The following is a 22,234-nucleotide window of genomic DNA, read 5'->3' as shown; positions in this document are numbered from 1 at the left end:
TCGGAATATCGCCCCGGCCGCGGACCGGGCCGGTGGTGCGGCCGCGGCGCCAGGCGTCGCGACCATCGTGCTGGATCCGGCACCGGCGGTCACGCCCATGGTCATGCCGGCATCGTCGGGTCGAACGCGACCTTCACCGCGCCGAGCCGGCCGGCGGACAGCGCATGGTCCAGCGCCTCCCGCCAGCGGGCCAGCGGGTAGACCGCCGAGACGACCCCGTCCAGCGGCGCCGACGCCGCCAGCTCGAACGCCCGGCCGAAGTCGGACCGCGCCCCCGCCGCGCCGTCCACCCCGGCCGCCGCGCCGGCACCCGCCGCGTCCAGCTCCAGCCCGGCGCCGGTGGCCCCGTCCGCCGGCCGGCCGGTCCGGCCCGACGACGCGTAGGTGCCGACGAGCTCCAGCTCCCGGTACCACAGCGGCGTCAGGTCCACCGACCCCGACGGCACCCCCGACAGCACGACCCGCCCGCCCGCGCGGGTGACCCGCAGCGCCGTCGACAGCGACGACGACGACCCGGCGCAGTCGACGGCGATGTCGACCCCGCCGAGCAGGAACGGCCCGCCGAGCTCAGGCTCGGCGCGCAGCGCCCTCGTCGCCCGCCGCACCCCGCCGAGCGCGTCCGACGGGGACAGCACCTCGTCCGCGCCGAAGCGCCGCGCCAGCTCCACCTGGCGGCGGTGCTTCGCGACCACGGTGATGTGCGCCGCCGGGGTGTAGGCCCGCAGCGCCAGCAGCGTGAACAGACCGACCGCCCCGGAACCGATCACCAGCACCCGGTCCCCGGGCGCGACCCTCGCCCGCCCCGCGGTGTGCACCGCGGTCGCCAGCGGCTCGACGAGCACGGCCCGCTCGTCGGACAGGTCGCCCGGCACCGGGTGCAGCTGGCTGTGGTGGGCGACCAGCGCCCGCGCCCAGCCACCCCCGGTGTCCTTGCAGTACCCGGTCTGCAGCCCCGGCGAGAGATGCCCGACCGTCACCCGGTCGCAGCGGCTCGTCAGCCCCGCCGCGCAGTGCGCGCAGGGCTCCAGGCCGCGGGCCGCGCAGCCGAGCACCGGGTCGATGACGACCCGGCTCCCGGCCTTGTAGACGGTGCCGTCGGGCAGCGCCGCGTCCGACTGCAACGTGCCGACGACCTCGTGGCCCGGGGTGAAGGGCATCGACACCAGCGGCGAGAAGTAGAACGACGACTGGCCGGTCACGGTCGCCAGGTCCGACCCGCAGATCCCCGACAGCGTCGGGCGCACCGTCACCCAGCCTCTGCCTGGCAGCGCCGGGTCGCCCTTGTCGACCAGCCGCAGCGGCGCGGCCGACGTCGCCGCCGCCCCCGCGAGCGACGGCACCCTGCTCGAGAGCACCCGGGCCGCGGCGTAGCGTGGCATCGACCGGTACAGCTCCAGCCCGCGGCTCACCGCGCACCCCCATCCCGTCCCACGCCGGCGCCCGTGCCCGCGCCGGTGAGCGTCGCGGCGGCGGTGCGGGCCGCGTGGAACAGCGACCGCTCCTGCCGCGACGGGGCCACCGCCCGTGGCTCCCCGGCCGTCGACGGCCACTCCTCGACCGCCCAGCCGTTCGCCTTCGCCGTGCGGAACAGCGACAGGTCCGGGTTGACCGCCACCGGGTTGCCGACCGCCCGCAGCATCGGGATGTCCGACTGCGAGTCCCCGTAGGCCCACGACGACGACAGGTCCGCGCCGACCTGCCCCGCGTAGTGGTCGAGGAACGCCGCCCGGGCGTCCCCGACCAGCGGCGACGACGCCAGCTTCCCGGTGAGCAGCCCGTCCGCGCCGACTGTCAACTTCGAGGCGACGACCTCGTCGAACAGCGGTGCCAGCGGCCGGACCAGGAAGTCCACCGACCCGGTGAGCAGCACCGTGCGGTGCCCCGCCTGCCGGTGCGCCCGCACCCGGCGGATCGCCGCCGGCTTCACCCGCCGCAGCAGGATGTCACCCGCGACCTCGTCGATGATCCTCGCCAGCTCCTCCGGGTCAGCTCCCTTGTACCGGGCGTACACCGAACGGATCAGATGCCCCCGGTCGGTGCGCTCGGCCCGCAGGTAGCGCGGCAGCACGGCCGCGAGCCCCGCGAGCTCCCGCGCCCGGCCCGCCGGCGCCTCGTCCGCGAGCCGCAGCCACAGGTACGACTCGATCACCGTCGAGGTGACCAGCGTGCCGTCGAGGTCGAACACTGCCAGCGCGTCCGGGTTCGCCGGCAGGTTCACCCCGCTGCGCTTGGGCGGCGCCGGGTCCCGCGGCCTGCGCAGGATCGCGGTGACCGCCGGGAAGTGCACCTCCTGCAGGTAGTGGTACCAGTCGTAGCAGGCCGGGTCGAAGTTGAAGTCGGCCTGGTCGGCGGCGTCGAGCGCGTCGTAGAGCGCCTTCGTCGCGTCGTCGACGTAGACGAGCTCCGCCTTCGTGTACGCCCGGTAGATGTCGGCGTAGCGGCGCAGGAACCCGACCCGCGACTCGAACCGGTCGAACTCCTGCGCCCATCGGCGGACCTTCTCCGAACGCGGCACATGCTCGAGCACCCGGCCGGCGACGGCCGCGACCCGCTCGCCGTTGCGAAGCTTCGCCTCCGCCGCCCGCGCCCCGGCGAACGGCCACTCCGGCACCGCGATCGGCCCGCGGCCCCGCTTCGGCAGCGGATGCTCCTGGAAGTACTCGTGGACGTGCTCGAACAGCTCCCGGAACAGCAGCGGGTTACGGAACCCGGAGCACACCGTGTAGTACGCCGGCTCGTCGGCCGGCGGCGTCTGCGCGGCGGCGGCGATGATCGCGTTGACGACCAGGTCGACCGGGATGATGTCGATCGTGGCGTCCGGGGACGCGGGGAAGTCGGGGAACTCGCCCCGGCCGTAGGCGAGGATCAGCGGCTCCGCCATCTTGAAGCCCTCGATCCACCCCGGGTACGGCCGCGCCAGCGCCGACTCGATGATCGACGGCCGGACGATCGTCAGCGGCAGGTCGCCGTGGGAGTCCTCCAGGCAGCGCTCCGCGAGCGCCTTGGTGAACGTGTAGCAGTCCGTCCAGCCGAGCACCTGCGCCCGCTCCGCCCCGGAGCGGACCAGCCGGTCGCGCACCCACTGGCGGCGGCGGTCCTCGGCGTCGCGGGACACGGACTGCGCCCCGGCGCGCAGGTGCTTGGCCTGCGCCTCCGCCAGGAACCGCGCCGAGTGCTCCGGCGTGCGCGACGCGTCCTCCGCGGCCTGGCGGGCCCGGCCGGCGACGGCCTTCTCCGCCTCCCAGTCGACGTCGTGCGTGAGCCGCCCCTCGGCGATGTGCCCCGAGCGCAGCCCGGCCACGTACGCCGTCGACACGTGCACGATGTGCGGCGACGCGCCCCCGGCACGGGCCGCGCGCAGCAGCTCCTGCACACCGCCGACGTTCGTCGTGAACCCCTCGTCGACCGGCGGGTCGAACGACACCTCACCGGCGCAGTGGATCACCAGGTCGACGTCGGCCGGGATGTCCGGAATCGACGCCAGGTCCCCGTCGAGGACCTCCACCCGGGCCGCCAGCTTCTCGACAGCCCCCTCGCCCACCTTCTCCCGCAGCGCCTTGAACGCGGGCTTGCGCAGCTGGCGCCGCAGCCGCGACGCCCCGTCCTGCCCGCCGCGGGGTCGTACCAGCGCGACGACCCGGGTGTCCGGGAAGTCCGACAGCAGGCGCTCCAACAGCGCCTCACCGACGAATCCCGTCACCCCGGTCATGTACACGCGCCTACCCGCGAGCCGCTCGCGCAGCCCCACCCGTCACCTCCGCTACCGCACCGACATCCGCTGGGCAACGGTAGGCGACGATGGACCCACAGGCGGTGTCCTGGCCGAATCGTTCGCGTGCGCGTGCTGCCCGAGCCGGAGTATGACTGGTCAAACTACCGGCCCACCGACCCGGCGCCGCCGGCACCCGGCTACCGCGCCGCCAGCCCCGCCCGGGCGGCGGCCCGGCCCGATGCCCAGCACCCGCAGTCTCCACCGCGGGTGCCCGCCCGGCCGGTAGGCCAGCCCCGACCGGGCCGAACGTCGCCACCCCGCCCACAACGGCCGGCCCATCTTGCCCCGGTGTGGGCCACATCTCCCGCCCACCCCGGCCCGGCCGTACCCAGCGCCACGAGCCCGGCGGGCCGGGTGCCCGGCCGGGCGGCGTGCGTGAGCGGCGGGCCACGCCGAGACGCCAGCCGCCGGCGGGCCGTCAGCCGCTGTCAGCGGCCGGCGGCCGAGGTCGCCAGGGCGCGGGCCAGCCGGGTCGCCGCGGAGGTGAGGCCCCAGCGCTCGGCGAGGGCCAGCACCCGGTCCGGGTCGGCCGGGGCCGCGGGCAGGGCGGTGCGCAGCGGCGGCAGCGGCACGTCCGGCACGACCCGCACGACGACCTCGGCGCGGTCCAGGTAGTCGCGGGCCACCTCCAGCCGCCGCCGTGCCCCGGCCGGGAAGCCGTCCTGCTGGCCGGCGTCCAGCGCGTCCAGCGCGGCGGTGAGCGAGCCGAACCGGGTCAGCAGCGCCGCCGCCGTCTTCGCGCCGATCCCCGCCACCCCGGGCAGCCCGTCGGACGGGTCGCCGCGCAGCGCGGCGAAGTCGCCGTAGGCCCTGCCTGGCACGCCGTAGCGGGCGGTCACGGCCGCCTCGTCGATGATCGCGAACTTCTCCACCGAGTAGCGGACCCGCACGGGCACGTCGTCGCGGATCAGCTGGAACAGGTCCCGGTCGCCGCTCAGCACGTCCACCGGCCCCGCCCAGCCCCCCGTCGGCGGCCCCTGCCCGGGTGCCGGGTCGCGGACGGCCCAGCCGTCGCCGTCGCCGTAGGGGAAACGGGTCGTGAGCGTGCCGATGACGTCGTCGGCCTCGAACCCGGCGGCCTGCGCGCGGGCGATGCCGAACGCGTCGAGCATGTCGTCGATGACCGGCAGCTGCGGCGTCAGCTCGTCGGGCACCTCCTCGACCTGCACGCCACCTTCACCGCCCGCGCCCGCGGCGCCCGTCGCCGCGTCGCCGTCGCCGGGCGGGACGGGAGAGACGGACGTTGACGCGGGCACCTCGGCCGGCGTGAGCACCTCGGCGACCCGGTGCGCCTTGTACGACGCCACCAGCTCGACGCGGAACGCCGGACGCCAGTCCGCGTCGAAGCAGCACACCAGGTGCCGCGGCCGAAGATCCAGGATCTGGCGGGCGAGCACGTCCAGCAGCCCCCGCACCGCGTTCACCGGCGTCCCGTCCGGCGCCGTCACCGACCGCGGCACCCCGTAGAACGCCCGGAAGTACAGCGACGGCGTGTCCAGCAGCGCCAGCCCGCCGCCCAGCTCTGTCCCATCCACACCGCCCACCCTGGCACGGCCCACCGACAACACCGACAACCCGGCAGCCCCGTCCGGGACGGACACACACCCAGACGACTGGCCCGTCCCGCCCCCACCGCCCCCGTCGAGGCACCGACCCAGGCCGGGCGCGACTCGGCCCATTACCATGCCCCGCCCACCGTGTCGCTCCTGGTGGCGCCCCACGAACCCGCCCGCAGCACCCGCTAGCCCATTGGTGCCATCAGCGGAGACAGCTTCATGACAGCCACGGGCGCGACAGACCGGAGCCCCGCTCGGCCACGCCGCACCCGGCGGATCACCGGTGAACGCTCCGCCCTGCCAGGCCCTACGCTGCCCCTCGTGCTGGAAGATCTCGACCGCCAGATAGTGCGGCTGCTGTGTGACGACGGGCGGATGAGCTTCACCGACCTCGCCAAGGGGACCGGGCTGTCCGTGTCCGCGGTCCACCAGCGCGTCCGCCGCCTGGAACAGCGCGGCGTGATCACCTCCTACACCGCGCAGGTCGACGCGGCGCTCGTCGGCCTGCCCCTGACCGCGTTCATCTCGATCAAACCGATCGACCCGTCGCAGCCCGACGACGCCCCCGACCGGCTGCGCCACCTCACCGCGATCGAGGCCTGTCACTCCGTCGCCGGCGAGGAGAGCTACCTGCTCAAGGCCCGCGTCGCGGCCCCCGCCGACCTGGAGACCCTCCTGCAGCAGGTCCGCGCCGCCGCGAACGTGTCCACCCGCACCCTCGTCGTCCTGTCCACCCCCTACGAGGGCCGCTCCCCGGCGCTCTGACGGCGCCGACGGCCGCCGGCAGATCCACCACCGACGGGGCCGGACGGTACCGGCCCTGGTCAGGGGAACCTGGGGCAGCCTGGCACGGTGGTCATCATCACCAGGCAGAAGCTGGACCGGGTCACCTTCCAACCGTCGGCGGTCTCGACGAACCGCAGCTCGGCGTTCCGGCTGTTCGGGTGCAGCTGCTCGCCGGGCCGTGTGACCGTCACCCACGTGGCGACCAGCTCCGTGTCGCTGAGGAAGACCAGGTCGCCGAGGCTTTCGTACAAGGTGACGAGCCGTATCTGGCGCACCTGCTCGGGCCTGGCGGCCAGCGCCCGGTCCAGGGCGGGCCGGATCAGGGTCGGGTCCGTCACCGCGGCCAGCATCCCGGCCCCGGAGGCTCCGTCGAACGCCGCCCGCCCCGCCGCGTTGATCCCCGCGAGCACCGCGGGAAGGTCGGCCGGCCCCTGCGGCTTGGGTCCGACGGTGGTGCTCCGCGCGATCCGCAGCACCGACGCCCGGTCCGTCCCGGAGACCTGCACGGCGGTGTGGTCGACGATCTGACGGTGGACGTTCTGCTCCGGAGTGAGGCCCCGGATCGTCACCCAGCCCGGCTGGTCGACGACCCAGTACACGGCGGTCTGCCCGGCGGCGGAGACCAGCAGCGCCGGCCGGCCGTTCACCGTCGTCTGCTCGAAGGCCTGTGGTTCCATGTACATCCCCTGGGCTTTTCCAGGCCGCGGAGGGCGGCAGGCAGACTTGGGCAGGTGCGCACCCGGATGTCGCCCCGGTCCGCCGGCGCCGAAGGCCGCCGGGACCAGGCGGTGCTCTACCGCGGCGGCCACGTGCACAGCCCGGCGTACCCGGGCGCGACGGCGCTGCTGACCGTCGGCGACACCGTCGCCTGGGTCGGCGCCGACCCAGGCGAGATCGGGGCGCCCGGGCCCGGCAGCGGCGTCGACGCGGTCGTCGACCTGGACGGTGCGCTGGTCACCCCCGCGTTCGTCGACGCCCACCTGCACGCCACCGCCACCGGGCTCGCCCTCGGTGGCCTGGACCTCGCCGCCGCGCCCACCCTGGCGGCGGCGCTCGACACGGTCGCCGCCGCGGCCCGCGCCGACCCGGGCACGGCTCTGCTCGGTACCGGCTGGGACGAGACCCGCTGGCCCGGGCGGCGCGCCCCGGCCGCCGCCGAGCTCGACCGGGCCGCACCCGGCCGGCTCGTCTACCTCGCCCGCGTCGACGGCCACACCGCCGCCGTCTCCACCACCCTCGCCGCCGCGTCCGGCGCCGCGGGCCTTCCCGGCTGGCTCGGCGACGGCCTCGTCGCGGGCGACGCCCACCACGCCGCCCGTGTCCACGCCTACGCCACCATCAGCCCCTCCCAGCGCGCAGGCGCCTGGCGGCGGCTGCGCGCCACCGCCGCTCGCCTTGGGATCGCGGCGCTGCACGAGATGGCCGGCCCCGACGTGTCCAGCGCCGAGGACCTCGCCGCCCTGCTCGCCCACGCCGCCGCCGAGCCCGGCCCCGCCATCCACGGTTACTGGGCGGGGGAGGCGGCCGTCCTCGCCGACCTCGACCCCGACGGCCGGCTCGCCGTCGGCCTCGGCGGTGACCTGTTCGTCGACGGGTCGCTCGGCTCCCACACCGCCGCGCTGCGCGCCCCCTACGCCGACCGCCCCGGCCATCGCCCCGCACCGATGCTGGACGCGGCCGCCGTCCGCGACACCGTGCTCGCCGCGGTCGCGACCGGCCGCCAGCCCGGTTTCCACGCGATCGGCGACGCCGCGCTCGACGTCGTCCTCGACGGTCTCGACGCCGCCGTCCGGACCGTCGGCGCCAGCCGGGTCGCGGCCAGCCGGCCCCGGGTCGAGCACTGTGAACTCGCCCACCCCGACCAGATCACCCGGCTCGCCCGCACCGTTGCCGTCGCCGTCGTCCAGCCCGCGTTCGACGCCGCCTGGGGTGGCCCGGACGGCATGTACGCCACCAGGCTCGGCGCGCGGCGGGCCGGCGCGATGAATCCGTTCGCCGCGCTCGCCGCCGCCGGCGTCGGCCTGGCCCTGTCGTCCGACGCCCCGGTCACCCCGCTCGACCCGTGGGGTGCCGTGCGCGCCGCCACCGGCCACCACACCCCGACCGCCCGCCTCGACCTCGCCACCGCGCTGCGGGCGGCCACCCACGGCGGCTGGCACGCCGCCCGTGCCGACGCCGACGGCTCCGGGACCCTCGCCCCCGGCCACCCCGCCACCCTCGCCGTCTGGCGCCTGCCCGCCGGCCTCGACCCGGCGGCCGGGCTGTCCCGGCCACCGCTGCCCGACCTGACCGGTGCGGACCCGGCCTGCGCCCGCACCGTCCTGGCTGGCGACGTCCTCTTCGACGCCGGCACCTGACCGCCGTCACGGCCAGCCCCGCCCCGAGCCCGTCCCCACCTCGCCGGCCGACGCGGGCCGGTTGGTCCAATGTTGTGAATGTGGCCGTCGCCCCGGACGGGCCGCCGCCGCGTCATGAGGACGGACCCAGACGGCGGAAGGGGACACCATGCCGGACGGTGGCGCGGCGCCGCGCCGCGACGACCGGTCGTTCGAGGACTACGTGGCCGACCGCGGCATGACCCTGCTGCGCACCGCCGTCTTCCTCACCGGCGACCGGCAGGCGGGCGAGGACCTGCTGCAGGACGTCCTGCTGCGCGTCTACCGGCGCTGGCGGCACATCGACGACCCCGACAGCTACCTGCGCCGGTCGCTGGCCAACGGCGCGGTCAGCCGGGCGCGGCGCCGGCTGACCGCCCGGGAGAACCTCGTCGACTGGGACGACCCCGACGTCGACGACCCCGCCGGGCCCGCTGACGAGGCGGCCCAGGCCACCGACCGCCACGACCTGCTCGCCGCGCTGCGCCAGCTGACAGCCCGGCAGCGGGCAGTGATCGTGTTGCGCTACTTCGGGGACCTGCCCGAGGCCCAGATCGCGGCCGAACTCGGCTGCGCGCCCAGCAGCGTCAAGACCCACACCGCCCGCGGCCTGCTGCGCCTGCGCGCGCTCCTGGGCCCTGGCGCTCCCGCTCTGCCCCCGCTGTCCCCGTCCCCGAAGGGAGCGACCGCATGAGGGCGCCCGAACCGGCCGGCCACGACGCCAGGCCGGGGCCGGCGGAGCTGGCCGGGTTCGAACGCCGCCTGCGCGTCGAGTTCGACGCCGCCGCGGCCGGCATCCTGCCCCCCGCGCCGACCGGCGCCGCCATCATCACGCGGCGCCGCCACCAGCGCCGGGCCGTGACCGCCGCCATCGCCGTGGCCGCCGCCGTCGCGCTCGTCACCGGCGGCGTCACCGTCCTGACCGGCACGACCCGCCACGCCGCCCCGGCGGTCGTCCCCGCGCACACCCGGCCCGAGACCCACATCGACGTGTACGGCGTGACGTTCGGCTGGCTGCCCCCGGGCGTCGCCCGCTACGACGACACCGTCACCGCCCTGGGCCCCACATCCAACGTCAACGCGCCCGTCGGCGTCGCCCGGCCAGGACCGACGGTCCAGCAGGAGCTGAAACTCGCCCCCGTCGCCGAGGTCAACCAGGCGCTGGCCGGCGGCGACCCGCCCAGCCCCGCCACCGCCTACACCGTCGCCGTGCTGCGCGTACAGCCCGATCCGCTCACCGGTGCTTCCCCCGACCCGGGCATCGAACTGCGCCGCCAGTGGGACCGCCACCAGAGGTTCTCCCCCGACTGGTCGGCCACCGAGGTCTATGCGCCCGGCCTACCCGCCCGGTCCACGGTGCTCATCCGCCGGGACGCCCGGCCGGCCGGCCCCTCGGCCGGTGACATCCCACCCGTGTCGTACGCCCTGTACGTCCACGTCCCAGGAGCCCCTGCCGGGGTGATCGTCACCGGTCCGGACGCGGACACGGTCGGGCGGATCGGGGCCGCCGCCACCGTCGGCCCCCAGCCAGCCGTCGCGCCAGCGCAGCGGGCCTCAGCCCTCGCCGGGTTCCGCCAGGCCGCGCACGCCGCGTTCGACGGCCCCGCCGGTGCCGGGATGCTCGCCGCCCTCACCGCTCCCGACCGGGCCCGGCCCGCGCTGACCGAAGCGCTGGCGAGCCACGGCGCGCGGATCCACGCCGTCCGGTTCGTCGGCCTCGGCGAGCTCGACGACGACGAACCCGACCCGCTGTTCCTCGGCACCACGGAAGCCACCGTGACGGCGAGAGTCGAGCTGCCCACCGCCGACGGCCAGGGGCACGGGACCATACCCGTCGAGCTGCGTCTCGTCCTCGCCGACGGCCACTGGAAGATCACGACGGCGAGCTACTGCGCCGCGCTGACCTCCGTGCTGCGCTGCCCGACCATCCCCTGACCCGGCCCGCGCCGCCCTCCCGGCAGCCACGAGGACAGAGCTACGTCACAGAACGTTACGAACGCCACGATGAGTACTCGCCAGGGGGCCGGGCAGGGCCGGACGGCACGGGGACAGGCAGATCCGGACAGCGGGGGAGCGGGCCGCAACCGGCCCGGGCGCGGGCAGGACGGGCACTCCCGCCCACCAGATCCGTTCTGTCCAGCACACTGGGACCGTGACACCGCCGTCCGCCGCCTCCGCGCGCACCGGCCCGCCGCCCTCGGTCGAGTCCCGCCCCGGCGGACCCGCGACCGAGGGCACGGTACCCGGCGTCGCCACCGACACCGCCCGGCCCCGGCGGCGACGCCTCCGGCCGCCCAGGCCCGCGACGCTCACCCGCGCCGTGGCCGCGCTCGCCGCCGGTGTCGCCCTCTACCTGGCGTTCCCCCCGGTAGGGGCCTGGCCACTCGCCCCCGTCGCCGTCGCCGCCTTCACCCTGCTGGTACGCGGCCGGCGGCTGTGGTCCGCCTACCGGGTCGCGTTCCTGTTCGGCCTGGGCTTCTTCCTGCCGCTGCTGCGGTTCGTCTCGTTCGTCGGCGAGGACGCCCTGGTCGCCCTCGCCATCGGCGAGGCCGCGATCCTCGCCCTCGCCGGCCCCGCGACCGTGCTCGCCCTGCGGCTGCGCGCCAGCTACGCCTGGGCCGCCGTCGCCTGCGTCTGGGTCGCCCAGGAGGCGGTACGCGGCCGCGCCCCCTTCGGGGGCTTCCCCTGGGGCCGGCTCGCGTTCAGCCAGCCCGACGGCCCCTACACGCCGCTCGCCGCCGTCGCCGGCGCCCCGGCGATGACGTTCGCCGTCGCCGCCACCGGCGCGCTGCTCGCCCTCGCCCTGCACACCCTCGCCACGACCGGCCGCGCCGCGCTGGCCACCCGCCTCGGCGTCCCCGACGTCACCGCACCCCCCGGGCCAGCCACCAGCCCCACCGGCCCGGCCGCCGTGCCCGCCCAGCGGTCCGGCGACGGCGACACCCGCACCGGCCGGCACGGGCGGGCGAGGGTGCTCGCCCTCGGCGCCGCGCTGCCCGCCGCCGGCATCGCCGCGCTCGCCGCCGTCGGCCTCGCCGTCCCGCTGCCCACCGCGGCCCAGGACGGCACCCTGCGCGTCGCCGCGATCCAGGGCGACGTCCCCGAACCCGGCGGCCTCGACGCCCTCGGCGAGAAGTTCCAGGTCACCCGCAACCACGTCGACGAGACGCTGCGCCTCACCGCCGACGTCGACGCCGGCCGCACCCCCAGACCCGACCTGGTCGTCTGGCCGGAGAACTCCTCCGACGTCGACCCGTTCGCCGACCCCCGCGCCGCGGCGCTGCTCGACGAGGCCGCCCGCGCCGTCGGCACCCCGATCCTGCTCGGCGCCGTCCTCGACGGCCCCGGCGCCGGCCACGTCCGCAACGCCGGCCTCGTCTGGACCGCCGACGGCTGGGCCGGCCAGCTCTACGTCAAGCACCGACCCGTCCCGTTCGCCGAGTACCTCCCCGGCCGCGCCCTCCTGCAGAAGGTCATCACCCGGTTCGCGACCGAGATGCCCAACGACTTCGTCCACGGCACCGGCCCCGCCGTCCTGCCCGCCGCCGGCACCACCATCGGCGACGTCATCTGCTTCGAGGTCGCCTACGACGGCAACGTCCGCGACTCCGTCGACCAGGGCGCCCGCCTGATCGTCGTCCAGACGAACAACGCATCCTTCGGCCGCAAGGGCGAAAGCCAACAGCAGCTCGCGATGACCCGGATCCGCGCCGTCGAACACGGCCGCGCCACCATCCAGGTCTCCACCAGCGGACAAAGCGCCATCATCACCCCCGACGGCACCATCCTCGCCCAGACCGGCCTGTACGAACCGGGCATACTGTCCGCCGAGCTGCCACTGCGCACCGGCCGCACTCTGGCCGACCGGGTAGGCGCCATCCCGGAGGCGGTCGCGAGCGCCCTCGCGGCGGCGGCCATTATGGCTGGGATCGCCACAGGGCGCCGGCGCCCACGGCCAGCCGGTCCCACCCCGTCCGGCGCCGGGCACCCCGGCCCTGACGCCACCCCGCGGGACACCCCCGCCCCGCGGGCAGGCCACCGGCCCGACGGCCGTGGACCAGAAAGGAGCGGCGTGGACGCCCACCGGGTAGTCGTCTGCATGCCGACGTACAACGAACGGGAGAACCTCACCCGCACGGCCCACCGGCTCCGCGAGGCGAACCCGGCCGTCGACCTGCTCGTCATCGACGACAACAGCCCCGACGGCACCGGTCAGATCGCCGACGAGCTGGCCCGCGAGGACCCCCAGATCCACGTCCTGCACCGCGCCGGCAAGTCCGGTCTCGGCTCCGCCTACATCGCCGGCTTCTCCTGGGCCCTGCGCCACGGCTACGACGTCATCGTCGAGATGGACGCCGACGGTTCCCACCAGCCCGAGGAGCTCGCCCGCCTGCTGGCCCGGCTGAACACCGCCGACCTGGTCATCGGCTCCCGCTGGGTCCGCGACGGGCAGGTCCGCAACTGGCCACGCAGCCGGCTCATCCTGTCCCGCGGCGCGAACCTTTACGTCCGCGCCGCCCTCGGCATACCGCTGCGTGACGCCACCGCCGGCTACCGCGCCTACCGGGCCGACGTGCTGCGGGCCCGCGACCTCGACGCGATCCAGTCCCAGGGCTACTGCTTCCAGGTCGACCTGGCCTGGACCGCGTGGCGCGCCGGTTTCCGCGTCGCCGAGGTACCCATCACCTTCGTCGAACGCGAACGCGGCGCGTCCAAGATGAGCCGTTCCATCATCATCGAGGCCTTCTGGCGCACCGCCCTGTGGGCACTCACCTCCGGCCGCAGCGGCCCGGCGCCCCGCCCGCTGCCCACCACACCGATCAGCGTCCCCGCGCCCTCCACCGAGCCCGCCCTCGTCACGGCCACCGCCACCGCCGGCGCGCCCACACAGCCCACCAAGCCCACGATCGCCACCACCAGTCCGTCCGCCAGCACGGCGACGTCACCCAGCTCCGCCGGCACCACCACCGTCAACCCGCCGGCGCCCGCCCACCAGCGCACCTCCGACGAGCCCTGACCCATGGCCAGGCGACCCCCGACCGGGAACCCGGCCCGGAGGACAGGCAAAAGGGGCGTGGCCTCGGCGCCACGCCCCTTTTGCCGCGTCCGCGGCAACACTTCCGCCGCTTCCGCTTCTCCGTGCTCTTCGCTCGCTCCGTCGGCCTCCGCCGGGCCGCGCCCGGCGGACAGGCTCCGAGGGTCACCCCCGGAGCAGAACAACTGACCCAGGCCCGCCGGGACACCACCCGAAGGGGCGGCGACCACGCCAGGCCCGCTACCCGTCAGCTGGCCTGGCGGCTGTCCCCACGCAGGACGGCCAGACGCTCCGCCAGAACCTCCTCCAGATCCGCCGTCGTCCGCCGCTCCATCAGCATGTCCCAGTGGGTACGCGGCGGCTTGGCCTTCTTCGGCTCCGGCCGCTCCCCGTCCACGATCACCGACGCCTCGCCGCACACCCGGCACTCCCAGACCGAGGGCACCTCAGCCTCAGCGGCGAACGGCATGGTGAACTGGTGGCCGTTCGGACAGTCGTACGACGCGGTCTGCCGCGGAGCAAGCTCCGTGCTGCGGTCGGTCTCGTAGGACACCGCGCCGAGACGGCTGCCCCGCAGAACGCGCTCGCCCATAGAACCCCTCCGAGCCGTTGATAACCGGTGTCTCTGTTCTCCGAACGTCGGAGCCAGCCGAGACGTTCCCACAACGGAAGGGTCGGTAACGAGACCGTGGCCACACTACGTGTCCGCACGCTCACATCCATCACACCGCAAGCCGGCGGCCGCACGCATCTCGGCCTGCTCGCCCTCGGCCGCTGCGCCATCGGCGCCGCCGCGCTCACCCGCCCCGTCACCGCCCTGCGCGCCACCGGCGTCGACCGCGTCACCGCCGAGAACACCGCCTGGGCCGCCCGCCTCCTCGGCGGCCGCGACCTCGCCCTCGGCACCGGCCTCCTGCACGCCCTCGCCCGCCGCCACCCCACCGACGGCTGGGTCTGGGCCGGCATCCTCACCGACGCCGTCGACGCCACCGTGCTGTCCACCGCCGCCGCCCGCCGGCAGATCTCCCCGGCCGCCGGCGCCCTCGCCGCCCTGCTCGGCGCCGGCGCGGTCGCCTGGGCCGCCCCAGCCCTCACCCGCCCCGCCGCCGGCCCGACCGACCCGGACACAGACACAGACACAGACTGAAGTCCACCCGCGGGCCCCCGGTCACGGAACCGACCACAGCCGGGCGGTGCCGTCGCCGTTTCCGGTAGCCAGCAGCCGGCCATCCGGCGACAGGGCCAGGCTCGCCGCCCCGCCCTCAGGGCCCGCCACGTGGCGCGCGGTCAACACCGGCCGCGCCGGATCCGTCACATCCCACACACCGACACCCCAACAGCCCGCGGCGGCGAACATGTCGCCGTCAGGGGAGAACACCATCCGATATGCCCCGTCCGCGACCGGCACGCTCGTCGGATGCGCCGGGTCGGACACATCCCACAGCCGGGTACGATCATGGCCGCCGAGGCTGTTGGTGGTCGTCGCCAGCAGGCCGCCGTCGGCGGAGAGCGCCACCGCCACCATCTGAACGCCCTCGGCCAACGTGGCGACCGGACGCGGCCGCGCCGGGTCGGACACATCCCACAGCCCCGCGCCGACGCCCGCGGTCGCCAGCCGGCCGCCCTCGAGGGCAACCAGGTTCGTGTCACCGACCGGCAGCCGGGCGGCCAGCCGGCCATGGGCCGGGTCGGACACGTCCCACAGCCGGGCCGCGTCATAGAAGCCGCTGCTGGCCAGCAGCCGACCGTCCGCCGAGAACACCACCGCCCCGACCGGCCCGGCCTGCCCCGTCAGCGGCTCACCCACCTCCCGCGGACGTGCCCGGTCCGTCACGTCCCACAGGCGGATCGCCGCGTCGAACCCACTGGTCGCCAGCACCCCGCCGTCCGGGGAGAACGCCAACGCCTCAATGATGCCGGTCGTCGCGAACGTCCCACCGACCCGCGACGGCCGCGCCGCTTCCGACACGTCCCACAGCCGGACAGCCTGGTCGTCACCACCGACCGCCAGCGTCCGCCCGTCGGGGGAGAACGCCACCGCGTGCACGTTGCCCGAACCAGAGGACGCCACCCCGGACTGCTCGAGCACCCGCCCCCCGGCCGGCGGCTCGCAGACAACCTGCCCGGCCCCATCCGAGCCCTGGTCGCCACCACCGTCACGCGCCGTGAGGACGACGGCGGTGACGACGCCCGCCAGGACGACGGCCGCGGGCGCGGCGACGAGCGCCAGACGCCGCCGGCCGCGCCGTCGCGGCGCGTTGCCCGCGGCCGGCACCCCACCAGCCACCCCACCCGGCGGCGGGACAAACGGCCCTGACTCGCCCTGCCAGGGCGCCCGCCGGGTCACCGCATCCGGATCCGGCGCCGCACCCATCGTTGCCCGAGGCGGCCCGGCGGGGCCGGTCACGACGGAGGTGACGGGCACACCCGCGCCATCCGCGTCACCGTCCCCGCCGACCGACCCGGCCGGCATCGGGGGAGGCGGGGTCGGCGGCGGGGTCAACCGGGCACCCGCATCCGGAAGCGTCGGCCCGGCCGCCGCCGGCCGCGGCGGGCGGGCCGCGAGCCGATGCAGCAACAGCAGCAACTCGTCGGCGGCCGGCCGATACGCCGGATCCTTCGACATCGCCCGGGCGACCAACGGACGCAGCGCCCCATGCACCGAGGACAGGTCCGGCGCCTCGTCGACCACCCGGCGCAGGACCACCGGCGTCGAGTCACCCTCGAACGGCGGCCGGCCCGACGCCGCGAACAGCACCACCGCGCCCCAGGCGTACACATCGGCCGCCTCCGACACCGGCCGGCCCAGCGCCTGCTCCGGCGCCATGAACCCCGGCGTGCCGATACTGCCGTGCGTCAGCGTCGCGGTGACGTCCAACGCCCGGGAGATCCCGAAATCGATCACCCGGGCACCCGTCCCGGACAGCAGGATGTTCCCCGGCTTCAGATCACGGTGCACGATCCCGGCCGCGTGAATCGCGGTCAGCGCCGACGCGACCGCGACCGCGAGACGCTCCAGCTCCGCCGGTGGCAACGGCCCACCCGCCCGGACAGCGGCGAACAGCGTCGGCCCGTCGATGAACTCCGTCACCAGGTACGGCCGCCGCCCGACCGTACTCACGTCGATCACCTCGGCCGTGCAGAACCGCGCCACCCGCTGCGCCGACCGTGCCTCCCGCAGGAACCGCTCCCGGAACTCGGGAATGCGCGCCAGATCCGGCCGGATCACCTTCAGCGCCACCAGCGGACCCGCGTCACCTCCCGCCCCGCTGGCCTCGCCGGAACCGTCGGCCACGCGGCGGCGCGCCAGGTACACACTGCCCATCCCGCCATCACCCAGCCGACCCAGCAGGTCATACGGGCCGACCGACGTCGGGTCGTCCTCGTCCAGCGGCAAAGTCGGCACCACCGGCGAACCTCAACCCCCCTGGCCGCGAACCGGCCCCATCCCCGCGAACCGCGTCATACGGCCACACCTGCGGCGATCGTAGGGAACCCGGCGCCCTCCGTCCTGCGTGCTACCACTGACCCGTGCCGCCGTCCTGGCGACACCGCACCCCCGCGGCGGCCAGCCGGCCCCACGGGGAATGCCCACACCAGCCGGACCGCTGCATCATGTGACGATCGACGACCCCACCAGGCACCCACTGGACCAGTCCCATCAGGACACCCGCGACCGTCAGCGACCACCCGCCAACCACCGATGGAGAAGCCGCCGCAACGGCGCACAGCGCCGACGCACCACCGCCGCGGGCACCCACGACCGGCGAGGCAGCGGCAAACGGCAAACCGTCCCGGCGACGCGTCGTCGTCCACCGACAGGAGCACCATGACCGACAGCCAGAGCAGCACCCCGCGCGCCGCCGACGAGAAGGTCGTGCGCGACGACACCGAGTGGCGCGCCCTGCTCGACCCGTCCCGCTACGCCATCCTGCGCCAGGCCGCCACCGAGCGGCCCTTCACCGGCGCCTACACCTACTCCAAGGAGACCGGCACCTACCTGTGCGGCGGCTGCGGCAACCCGCTGTTCGCCTCCGACACCAAGTACGACTCCGGCAGCGGCTGGCCCAGCTTCTACCAGCCGATCACCGAGGGCGCCGTCGAGTACATCGAGGACCGCTCTCACGGCATGACCCGCACCGAGGTCCGCTGCGGCCGCTGCGGCTCCCACCTCGGCCACCTGTTCGACGACGGCCCCGCCCCCACCGGCCAGCGCTACTGCATGAACAGCCTCGCGCTCGACCTCGACACCAACACCACCTGAGCCCAGCCGCCCGCCACGCCGGCCCCCAGGACCGGCCACACCCCGGCGGCCCCGCCTCGGGGCCGCCAACCCACCCGACCCGGCACATCCGACCCCGCCGGCTCCGCCCACGCCGTCGACGGCCCGGACCGGACCCGCCGGACATGCCCACCGCGAGCCGCCGCCGGTGAGCAGCGCCTACACCAACCCCGGCCCTGCGTCGGGCCCTTCGCCACCAGCACCCGGATCTGTGGACGGCCCGCCGACATCCACAGCGGAACTCGCCGGCACCAGCGCACATCCACGCCAGTCCGTAGCGTGACCCACCGGAGGACCACAGGCGCACCGACCAACCACACGGCTCCCAGGAACCCGGAGCCGCGACGCAGGGGGCGTTCCACCGCACAGCGGGAGACGCCAATGAGCAAGCACCGCGGCCCCCGGACCCGCCCGCGCCGCACCCTCACCATCACCAGCGCCACCACCGGCCACACCCACGGCACCAGGACCCACCGCACCACCCCGACCGGCGGGCCCAACCGGCTCATCGACACCGAACACGAACTGGACCGCCTCTGCGACCAGTTCGAACAGCGCTACACCGCCCTCCTCGACGCCACCATCACCGAGCAGGGCTGGGCACTCCAGGGCGTCGGCGGCGACCCCTGCCTGCCGCGCCACGTCTACACCATCGGCCTGACCGCATACGACCATCCCGAACTCGTCGTCGTAGGCCTACGCACCCAGCCCGCCGCCCACCTCCTCAACACCCTCGGCGAGCAGGTCCGCGCCGGCGCCCGCCTCACCGCCCGCCACCAGTGCGCCGACTTCCCCGGCTGGCCACGCCTCGCCCTCCTCGACGTCGACCCAGGAACCTCCGCCGACCTCCTCACCTTCGCCAACCGCCGCTACCAGACCCCCGACGGCCCACCCGTCGACGCCCTGCAGATCGTCTGGTGCGACCCCGCCGGCCACTTCCCCTGGGAACCCGGCTGGGTCCTGCCCCACGACACCCAGCCGATCCTCTACTACCCCCTCGACCCCTTCGCCGCCCTCGACGACGAGGACGAGACCGACCTCGCTCACCCCGCCGCCCCCGACGGCGAGCACGGCGAGCACACCGACCAGGACGGCGGAGACGACTCCCCCCGCCACCACACCGCCGCCAACTGACCACGGCCCGCCCCCAGGAACCGGTTCCCCGGACAAGGCGGCCATCCCGCCGGGGGACCGGTCCATACAGTGGCCGCCATGCCACGGACCGAGGCCACCCGCCTGCCCGAGCTGATGTCCCACAACCGAGCCGACCTCGACCGGCTGCTCGCCTCCACCGTTCTAGGCCACGTCGGTTTCGTCGACGACGATCACCCCGTCGTCCTGCCGACCGCCGTCGTCCGCTGGGACGACCAGCTCCTCATCCACGGCTCCACCGGGTCCCGCTGGCTGCGCGCCATCGCCACCGGCCAGCCGGTGTCGGTCTCCATCGCCGCCATCGACGGCGTCCTCATCGCCCGCTCCGCCTTCGAGTCGGCGCTCCTCTACCGCAGCGCCGTCCTGTTCGGCACCTTCACCCCGCTCACCGGCACCGACAAGGAGACCGCCCTCGACATCCTCACCGACCGGATCGCCCCCGGCCGCGTCGCCGAACTGCGCCGCCCCACCGCCAGAGAACTCGCCGCCACCCTGCTCCTCGCGATGCCGATCCGGCAGTGGTCGATACGCGTCCTCGACGACTGGCCCCACGACCCCGCCGACGACGTGGCCGGACCCGCCTGGGCCGGCCAGGTCCGCCTCGGCACCCCACCCCTCACCGTCCTCGACGCCCCCGACCTGCGCCCCGGCATCCCCACACCACCCTCGGCCACCGCCATCCACGGCATTCGCTGACCCCACAGCCACCCGCGACCCCGTCCGAACCCGGCACCCGGCGCTCCCCGGCGAGTCCCAAACCCGCCGGGGGAGTATCAAAAGCCGGACCGCCGAACTGCGTGCCGCCACCGCCAGCCCCTGACGGGCCCCGCCCGGGCAACGCCACAACCACGTCACCCGAGCCCACGCGCGCCATCCCACGCAGCGCCCAGCACAGGCCAGTCCGAGACCCGTCCGCCACGGGTCCACCGGCGAACTACCCGCCCAACACCACAGCCGGCCCCGAGACCGACACACCACCGGCCGCCGGAACATCCACCGTCAGGACACCCGGACGCCCCATGTCCTGCCCCTGGTGGACCGTCAGCCGCGCCGGCGTCACCACCAGCTCCAACTCGCGCAGGTAGCCACCCAACGCCGCCGCCGCGGCACCCGTCGCCGGATCCTCGACCACCCCACCAGGCGGGAACGGGTCACGGGCATGGAACGTCGCCGCGTCCGCCCGCCACACAAGCTGCACCGTCGTCCAGCCCTCCGACGCCATCAGCGCCGCCAGCCGGTCGAAGTCGTAGTCCAACGCCGCCAGCCGCGCCCGCGAACCCGCCGCCACGATCGGATGAAACGCCCCCGCATAGCCAACCCGCGGCGGCAGGGCCGGATCGAGGTCCTCCGGCCGCCAGCCCAGCGCCGCCAGCAGCTCCGACAACGCCCCGGCGGACACCGGCGCCACCCGCGGCGGCACGCTCGTCAACGTCGCCACCACCCCCGCGTCCGTCACGGCCGTACCGACCTCCACCGGCCCCGCCGCCGTGTCGAACACCAACGCGCCTGTCCCATGCCGATCCGCGTAGGCCACCGCCGACGCGATCGTCGCGTGCCCGCAGAACGGCACCTCCACCAGCGGGCTGAAATACCGCACGTCGAACCGGCCGCCGCCCCTCGCGACCAGGAACGCCGTCTCCGAATAGCCCACCTCCGCCGCGATCCGCAACATCTCCCCGTCGGACAGCCCGGCCGCGTCCAACACCACCCCAGCCGGGTTCCCACCCTCCGGCGACGACGTGAACGCCGCATACCGCAACACCTCGACGCCAGACCCGGACACCCGCACCAGCTCCATCCCTCGCCAGATCCGACCGCCACGCACGCGCGTCTCCCAGGCACCGCGTCGCGCCCGATCGGGACGCTGCCCGTGGGCGTGGGCACGGTGCCAAAACCAGCACACGGCCCGACAACAGCTACCAGACCACGCGTCACCCCGGAACACACCCCGAAGCCACATTCAACGAACCCCACGGCAGCGGATGTGGGGAGGGATTTCCGACAGGTGTGGTCGACATCCTCCCTGATGCCCGGGCCATCTATTGGGACGCGTCGGGCCGGTCCAGGGCAAGCTCGGTGCCGGTAGCCGCTGGCAGGTGAGCACTCTGACCGCCTGACCTCAGGCGAGGTGTCCGCGCTCAGGGACCAAACTCAGCGCACCTCGGCCCCGAACCCACAAGCCGTTCATGATCTGGTGGGCTCGTCCGAGCCGCGGCCCCAAAATTCCACCAGATCATGAAACGCGGCACCAACAGCGGCAACCAGTGGAAGACCTCGCCGCCGGGTGTCGGAGAGGCAGAAAACCCGCTGGCACCAGCAGTTCCCCCCCACTCCCCCAAGCGCCGATAAGGAACATTATGTCAAGTAGAGGGGAGTGGGGCCGGCCTGTCGCGGCCCACCGGCCGGGCCCACCCTCCGAGCCTCACCCGAGAAAGTCCAACCGGCCACGCCGCCGGCTCGCCCCGTCCCGCGGCGCGAGCCCCGGGGAAATGCCGATCCAGCCAGCACCCGCCGACGGGACCGTCGCCCACGTCACGACAGCCAATAGTGGATCTTGCCGCCATCGTCGCCGGGGTCGTCGATGACCCCCGGCCCCCGGTGATGTACCGATTCTGATCTTCAAGATCAAACTGACGGATGTCTGCTCGTCAACAGCGTTGATTATCTTCGTTGTTGCGCCGGTGATCAGATCGCCCGGGCCATGACCGGGTCGGCCGATGACCTCGATCGTTCGTCGTTGGAGCTGAGACGCAGGACGCGGGACGTCGGGACCTGGCGCCAGCTCGGCACGGTCGGCCGTTCCTGGCGAGCCGGGGTGACCTGTCGGTGGTGTGTGGCACATTGCGGGCATGCCGGAACGCCCACCCGTACCGCGCGAGATGGTCAGCCGCCTTGGCGCGCTCCTGACCGGGTTCCCCGACTGCGTCGAGGAGGACGCCTGGACCGGTGTGCGCTGGCGCGTCGGCCAGGCGACGGTCGCGCACGTGTTCGGCGGGGAGGACCAGCTCATCAGGATCACCTTCCGGGCCGAGCTCGGCGAGGTGATGGCGTTCGAGCGCCTCGGCCCGCCGTACTTCAAGGCGTCGTGGGGCGAGAACGTCGTCGGCCTCGTCCTTGATGGCCAGACCGACTGGGAGGAACTTGGCGAGCTCCTCACCGACGCCTACTGCCTCCAGGCCCCGCCCCAGCTCGCCGAGCGGGTGCCGCGACCAGACCTCGCCGGCCGGGCCAACGGCGCCTAATGTAGATCAACTCCGCTCATAGATCAACTTCATC

Annotated in this window: 17 protein-coding genes; 10 read left to right on the top strand and 7 right to left on the bottom strand. The window is 74.9% G+C overall.

Annotation, left to right across the window (positions count from 1 at the left end; genetic code table 11):
• Positions 1-101: 101 nt before the first annotated feature.
• The 3 genes from BCD48_RS34485 to BCD48_RS34475 all read right to left on the bottom strand — a co-directional run bounded on the left by BCD48_RS34485 (position 102) and on the right by BCD48_RS34475 (position 5,307).
• On the bottom strand, positions 102-1,409 hold the full coding sequence (locus BCD48_RS34485; RefSeq protein WP_071052628.1) for a zinc-dependent alcohol dehydrogenase: 1,308 nt from the start codon (positions 1,407-1,409) through the stop codon (positions 102-104).
• Positions 1,406-3,748, bottom strand: coding sequence for an HAD-IB family hydrolase (locus tag BCD48_RS34480; RefSeq protein ID WP_071052583.1), 2,343 nt, complete (start codon positions 3,746-3,748; stop codon positions 1,406-1,408). The genes BCD48_RS34485 and BCD48_RS34480 overlap by 4 nt, the downstream gene beginning before the upstream one ends.
• 452 nt (positions 3,749-4,200) lie before the next feature.
• Entirely contained in the window at positions 4,201-5,307 is a 1,107-nt protein-coding gene (locus BCD48_RS34475; protein ID WP_083419635.1) for a 5'-3' exonuclease, read from the bottom strand.
• Between the two features lie 240 nt (positions 5,308-5,547).
• Here BCD48_RS34475 and BCD48_RS34470 point away from each other — a divergent pair, with 240 nt between their 5' ends.
• The gene (locus tag BCD48_RS34470) at positions 5,548-6,093 is read left to right on the top strand and encodes an Lrp/AsnC family transcriptional regulator (RefSeq protein ID WP_274536614.1); all 546 of its coding nucleotides are present in this window, start codon (positions 5,548-5,550) and stop codon (positions 6,091-6,093) included.
• A 59-nt stretch (positions 6,094-6,152) separates the two neighbouring features.
• Here the strand turns inward: BCD48_RS34470 and BCD48_RS34465 are convergent, their stop codons facing one another.
• A complete protein-coding gene (locus BCD48_RS34465; RefSeq protein ID WP_131804157.1) occupies positions 6,153-6,791 on the bottom strand; it encodes a hypothetical protein in 639 nt (212 codons plus the stop codon).
• A 66-nt stretch (positions 6,792-6,857) separates the two neighbouring features.
• On the opposite strand from BCD48_RS34465, the gene BCD48_RS34460 reads away from it, so the two are divergent.
• The 4 genes from BCD48_RS34460 (at position 6,858) to lnt (ending at position 13,506) form a co-directional block, all read left to right on the top strand.
• Entirely contained in the window at positions 6,858-8,471 is a 1,614-nt protein-coding gene (locus BCD48_RS34460) for an amidohydrolase (RefSeq protein WP_071052579.1), read from the top strand.
• Between the two features lie 148 nt (positions 8,472-8,619).
• Positions 8,620-9,183: a SigE family RNA polymerase sigma factor gene (locus tag BCD48_RS34455; RefSeq protein WP_071052577.1), complete on the top strand. Its 564-nt coding sequence runs from the start codon at positions 8,620-8,622 to the stop codon at positions 9,181-9,183.
• A complete protein-coding gene (locus BCD48_RS34450) occupies positions 9,180-10,424 on the top strand; it encodes a hypothetical protein (protein ID WP_071052576.1) in 1,245 nt (414 codons plus the stop codon). The genes BCD48_RS34455 and BCD48_RS34450 overlap by 4 nt, the downstream gene beginning before the upstream one ends.
• Positions 10,425-10,641: 217 nt before the next feature.
• Positions 10,642-13,506, top strand: coding sequence for an apolipoprotein N-acyltransferase (lnt, locus tag BCD48_RS34445; RefSeq protein ID WP_071052574.1), 2,865 nt, complete (start codon positions 10,642-10,644; stop codon positions 13,504-13,506).
• Between the two features lie 265 nt (positions 13,507-13,771).
• Here the strand turns inward: lnt and BCD48_RS34440 are convergent, their stop codons facing one another.
• On the bottom strand, positions 13,772-14,116 hold the full coding sequence (locus BCD48_RS34440) for an RNA polymerase-binding protein RbpA (protein WP_007519376.1): 345 nt from the start codon (positions 14,114-14,116) through the stop codon (positions 13,772-13,774).
• A gap of 96 nt (positions 14,117-14,212) precedes the next feature.
• On the opposite strand from BCD48_RS34440, the gene BCD48_RS34435 reads away from it, so the two are divergent.
• Positions 14,213-14,671 (top strand): hypothetical protein, encoded by a 459-nt coding sequence (locus tag BCD48_RS34435; protein WP_241842222.1) that lies wholly within the window; start codon positions 14,213-14,215, stop codon positions 14,669-14,671.
• Positions 14,672-14,692: 21 nt separating this feature from the next.
• Here the strand turns inward: BCD48_RS34435 and BCD48_RS34430 are convergent, their stop codons facing one another.
• Positions 14,693-16,933 carry a WD40 repeat domain-containing serine/threonine protein kinase gene (locus BCD48_RS34430; RefSeq protein ID WP_071052573.1) on the bottom strand — a complete coding sequence of 747 codons (2,241 nt, stop codon included), beginning with the start codon at positions 16,931-16,933 and terminating at the stop codon, positions 14,693-14,695.
• A gap of 420 nt (positions 16,934-17,353) precedes the next feature.
• Here BCD48_RS34430 and msrB point away from each other — a divergent pair, with 420 nt between their 5' ends.
• The 3 genes from msrB (at position 17,354) to BCD48_RS34415 (ending at position 19,654) form a co-directional block, all read left to right on the top strand.
• Positions 17,354-17,788: a peptide-methionine (R)-S-oxide reductase MsrB gene (gene msrB / locus BCD48_RS34425; RefSeq protein WP_071052572.1), complete on the top strand. Its 435-nt coding sequence runs from the start codon at positions 17,354-17,356 to the stop codon at positions 17,786-17,788.
• A 399-nt stretch (positions 17,789-18,187) separates the two neighbouring features.
• Positions 18,188-18,940 carry a DUF4262 domain-containing protein gene (locus BCD48_RS34420; RefSeq protein WP_071052570.1) on the top strand — a complete coding sequence of 251 codons (753 nt, stop codon included), beginning with the start codon at positions 18,188-18,190 and terminating at the stop codon, positions 18,938-18,940.
• 78 nt (positions 18,941-19,018) lie between these two features.
• Positions 19,019-19,654: a pyridoxamine 5'-phosphate oxidase family protein gene (locus BCD48_RS34415; protein ID WP_071052623.1), complete on the top strand. Its 636-nt coding sequence runs from the start codon at positions 19,019-19,021 to the stop codon at positions 19,652-19,654.
• Between the two features lie 238 nt (positions 19,655-19,892).
• Here the strand turns inward: BCD48_RS34415 and BCD48_RS34410 are convergent, their stop codons facing one another.
• Positions 19,893-20,783: a PhzF family phenazine biosynthesis protein gene (locus BCD48_RS34410; RefSeq protein ID WP_241842221.1), complete on the bottom strand. Its 891-nt coding sequence runs from the start codon at positions 20,781-20,783 to the stop codon at positions 19,893-19,895.
• A 1,024-nt stretch (positions 20,784-21,807) separates the two neighbouring features.
• Between BCD48_RS34410 and BCD48_RS34405 the strand changes: the two genes are divergently transcribed.
• Positions 21,808-22,200: an MmcQ/YjbR family DNA-binding protein gene (locus tag BCD48_RS34405; protein WP_071052568.1), complete on the top strand. Its 393-nt coding sequence runs from the start codon at positions 21,808-21,810 to the stop codon at positions 22,198-22,200.
• Positions 22,201-22,234: the final 34 nt, after the last annotated feature.

The organism is Pseudofrankia coriaricola (assembly GCF_001854805.1).
Lineage (GTDB): Bacteria > Actinomycetota > Actinomycetes > Frankiales > Frankiaceae > Pseudofrankia.
The sequence above is the reverse complement of the archived record's forward strand: the minus strand, read 5'-3'. Positions and strand labels throughout refer to the sequence as shown.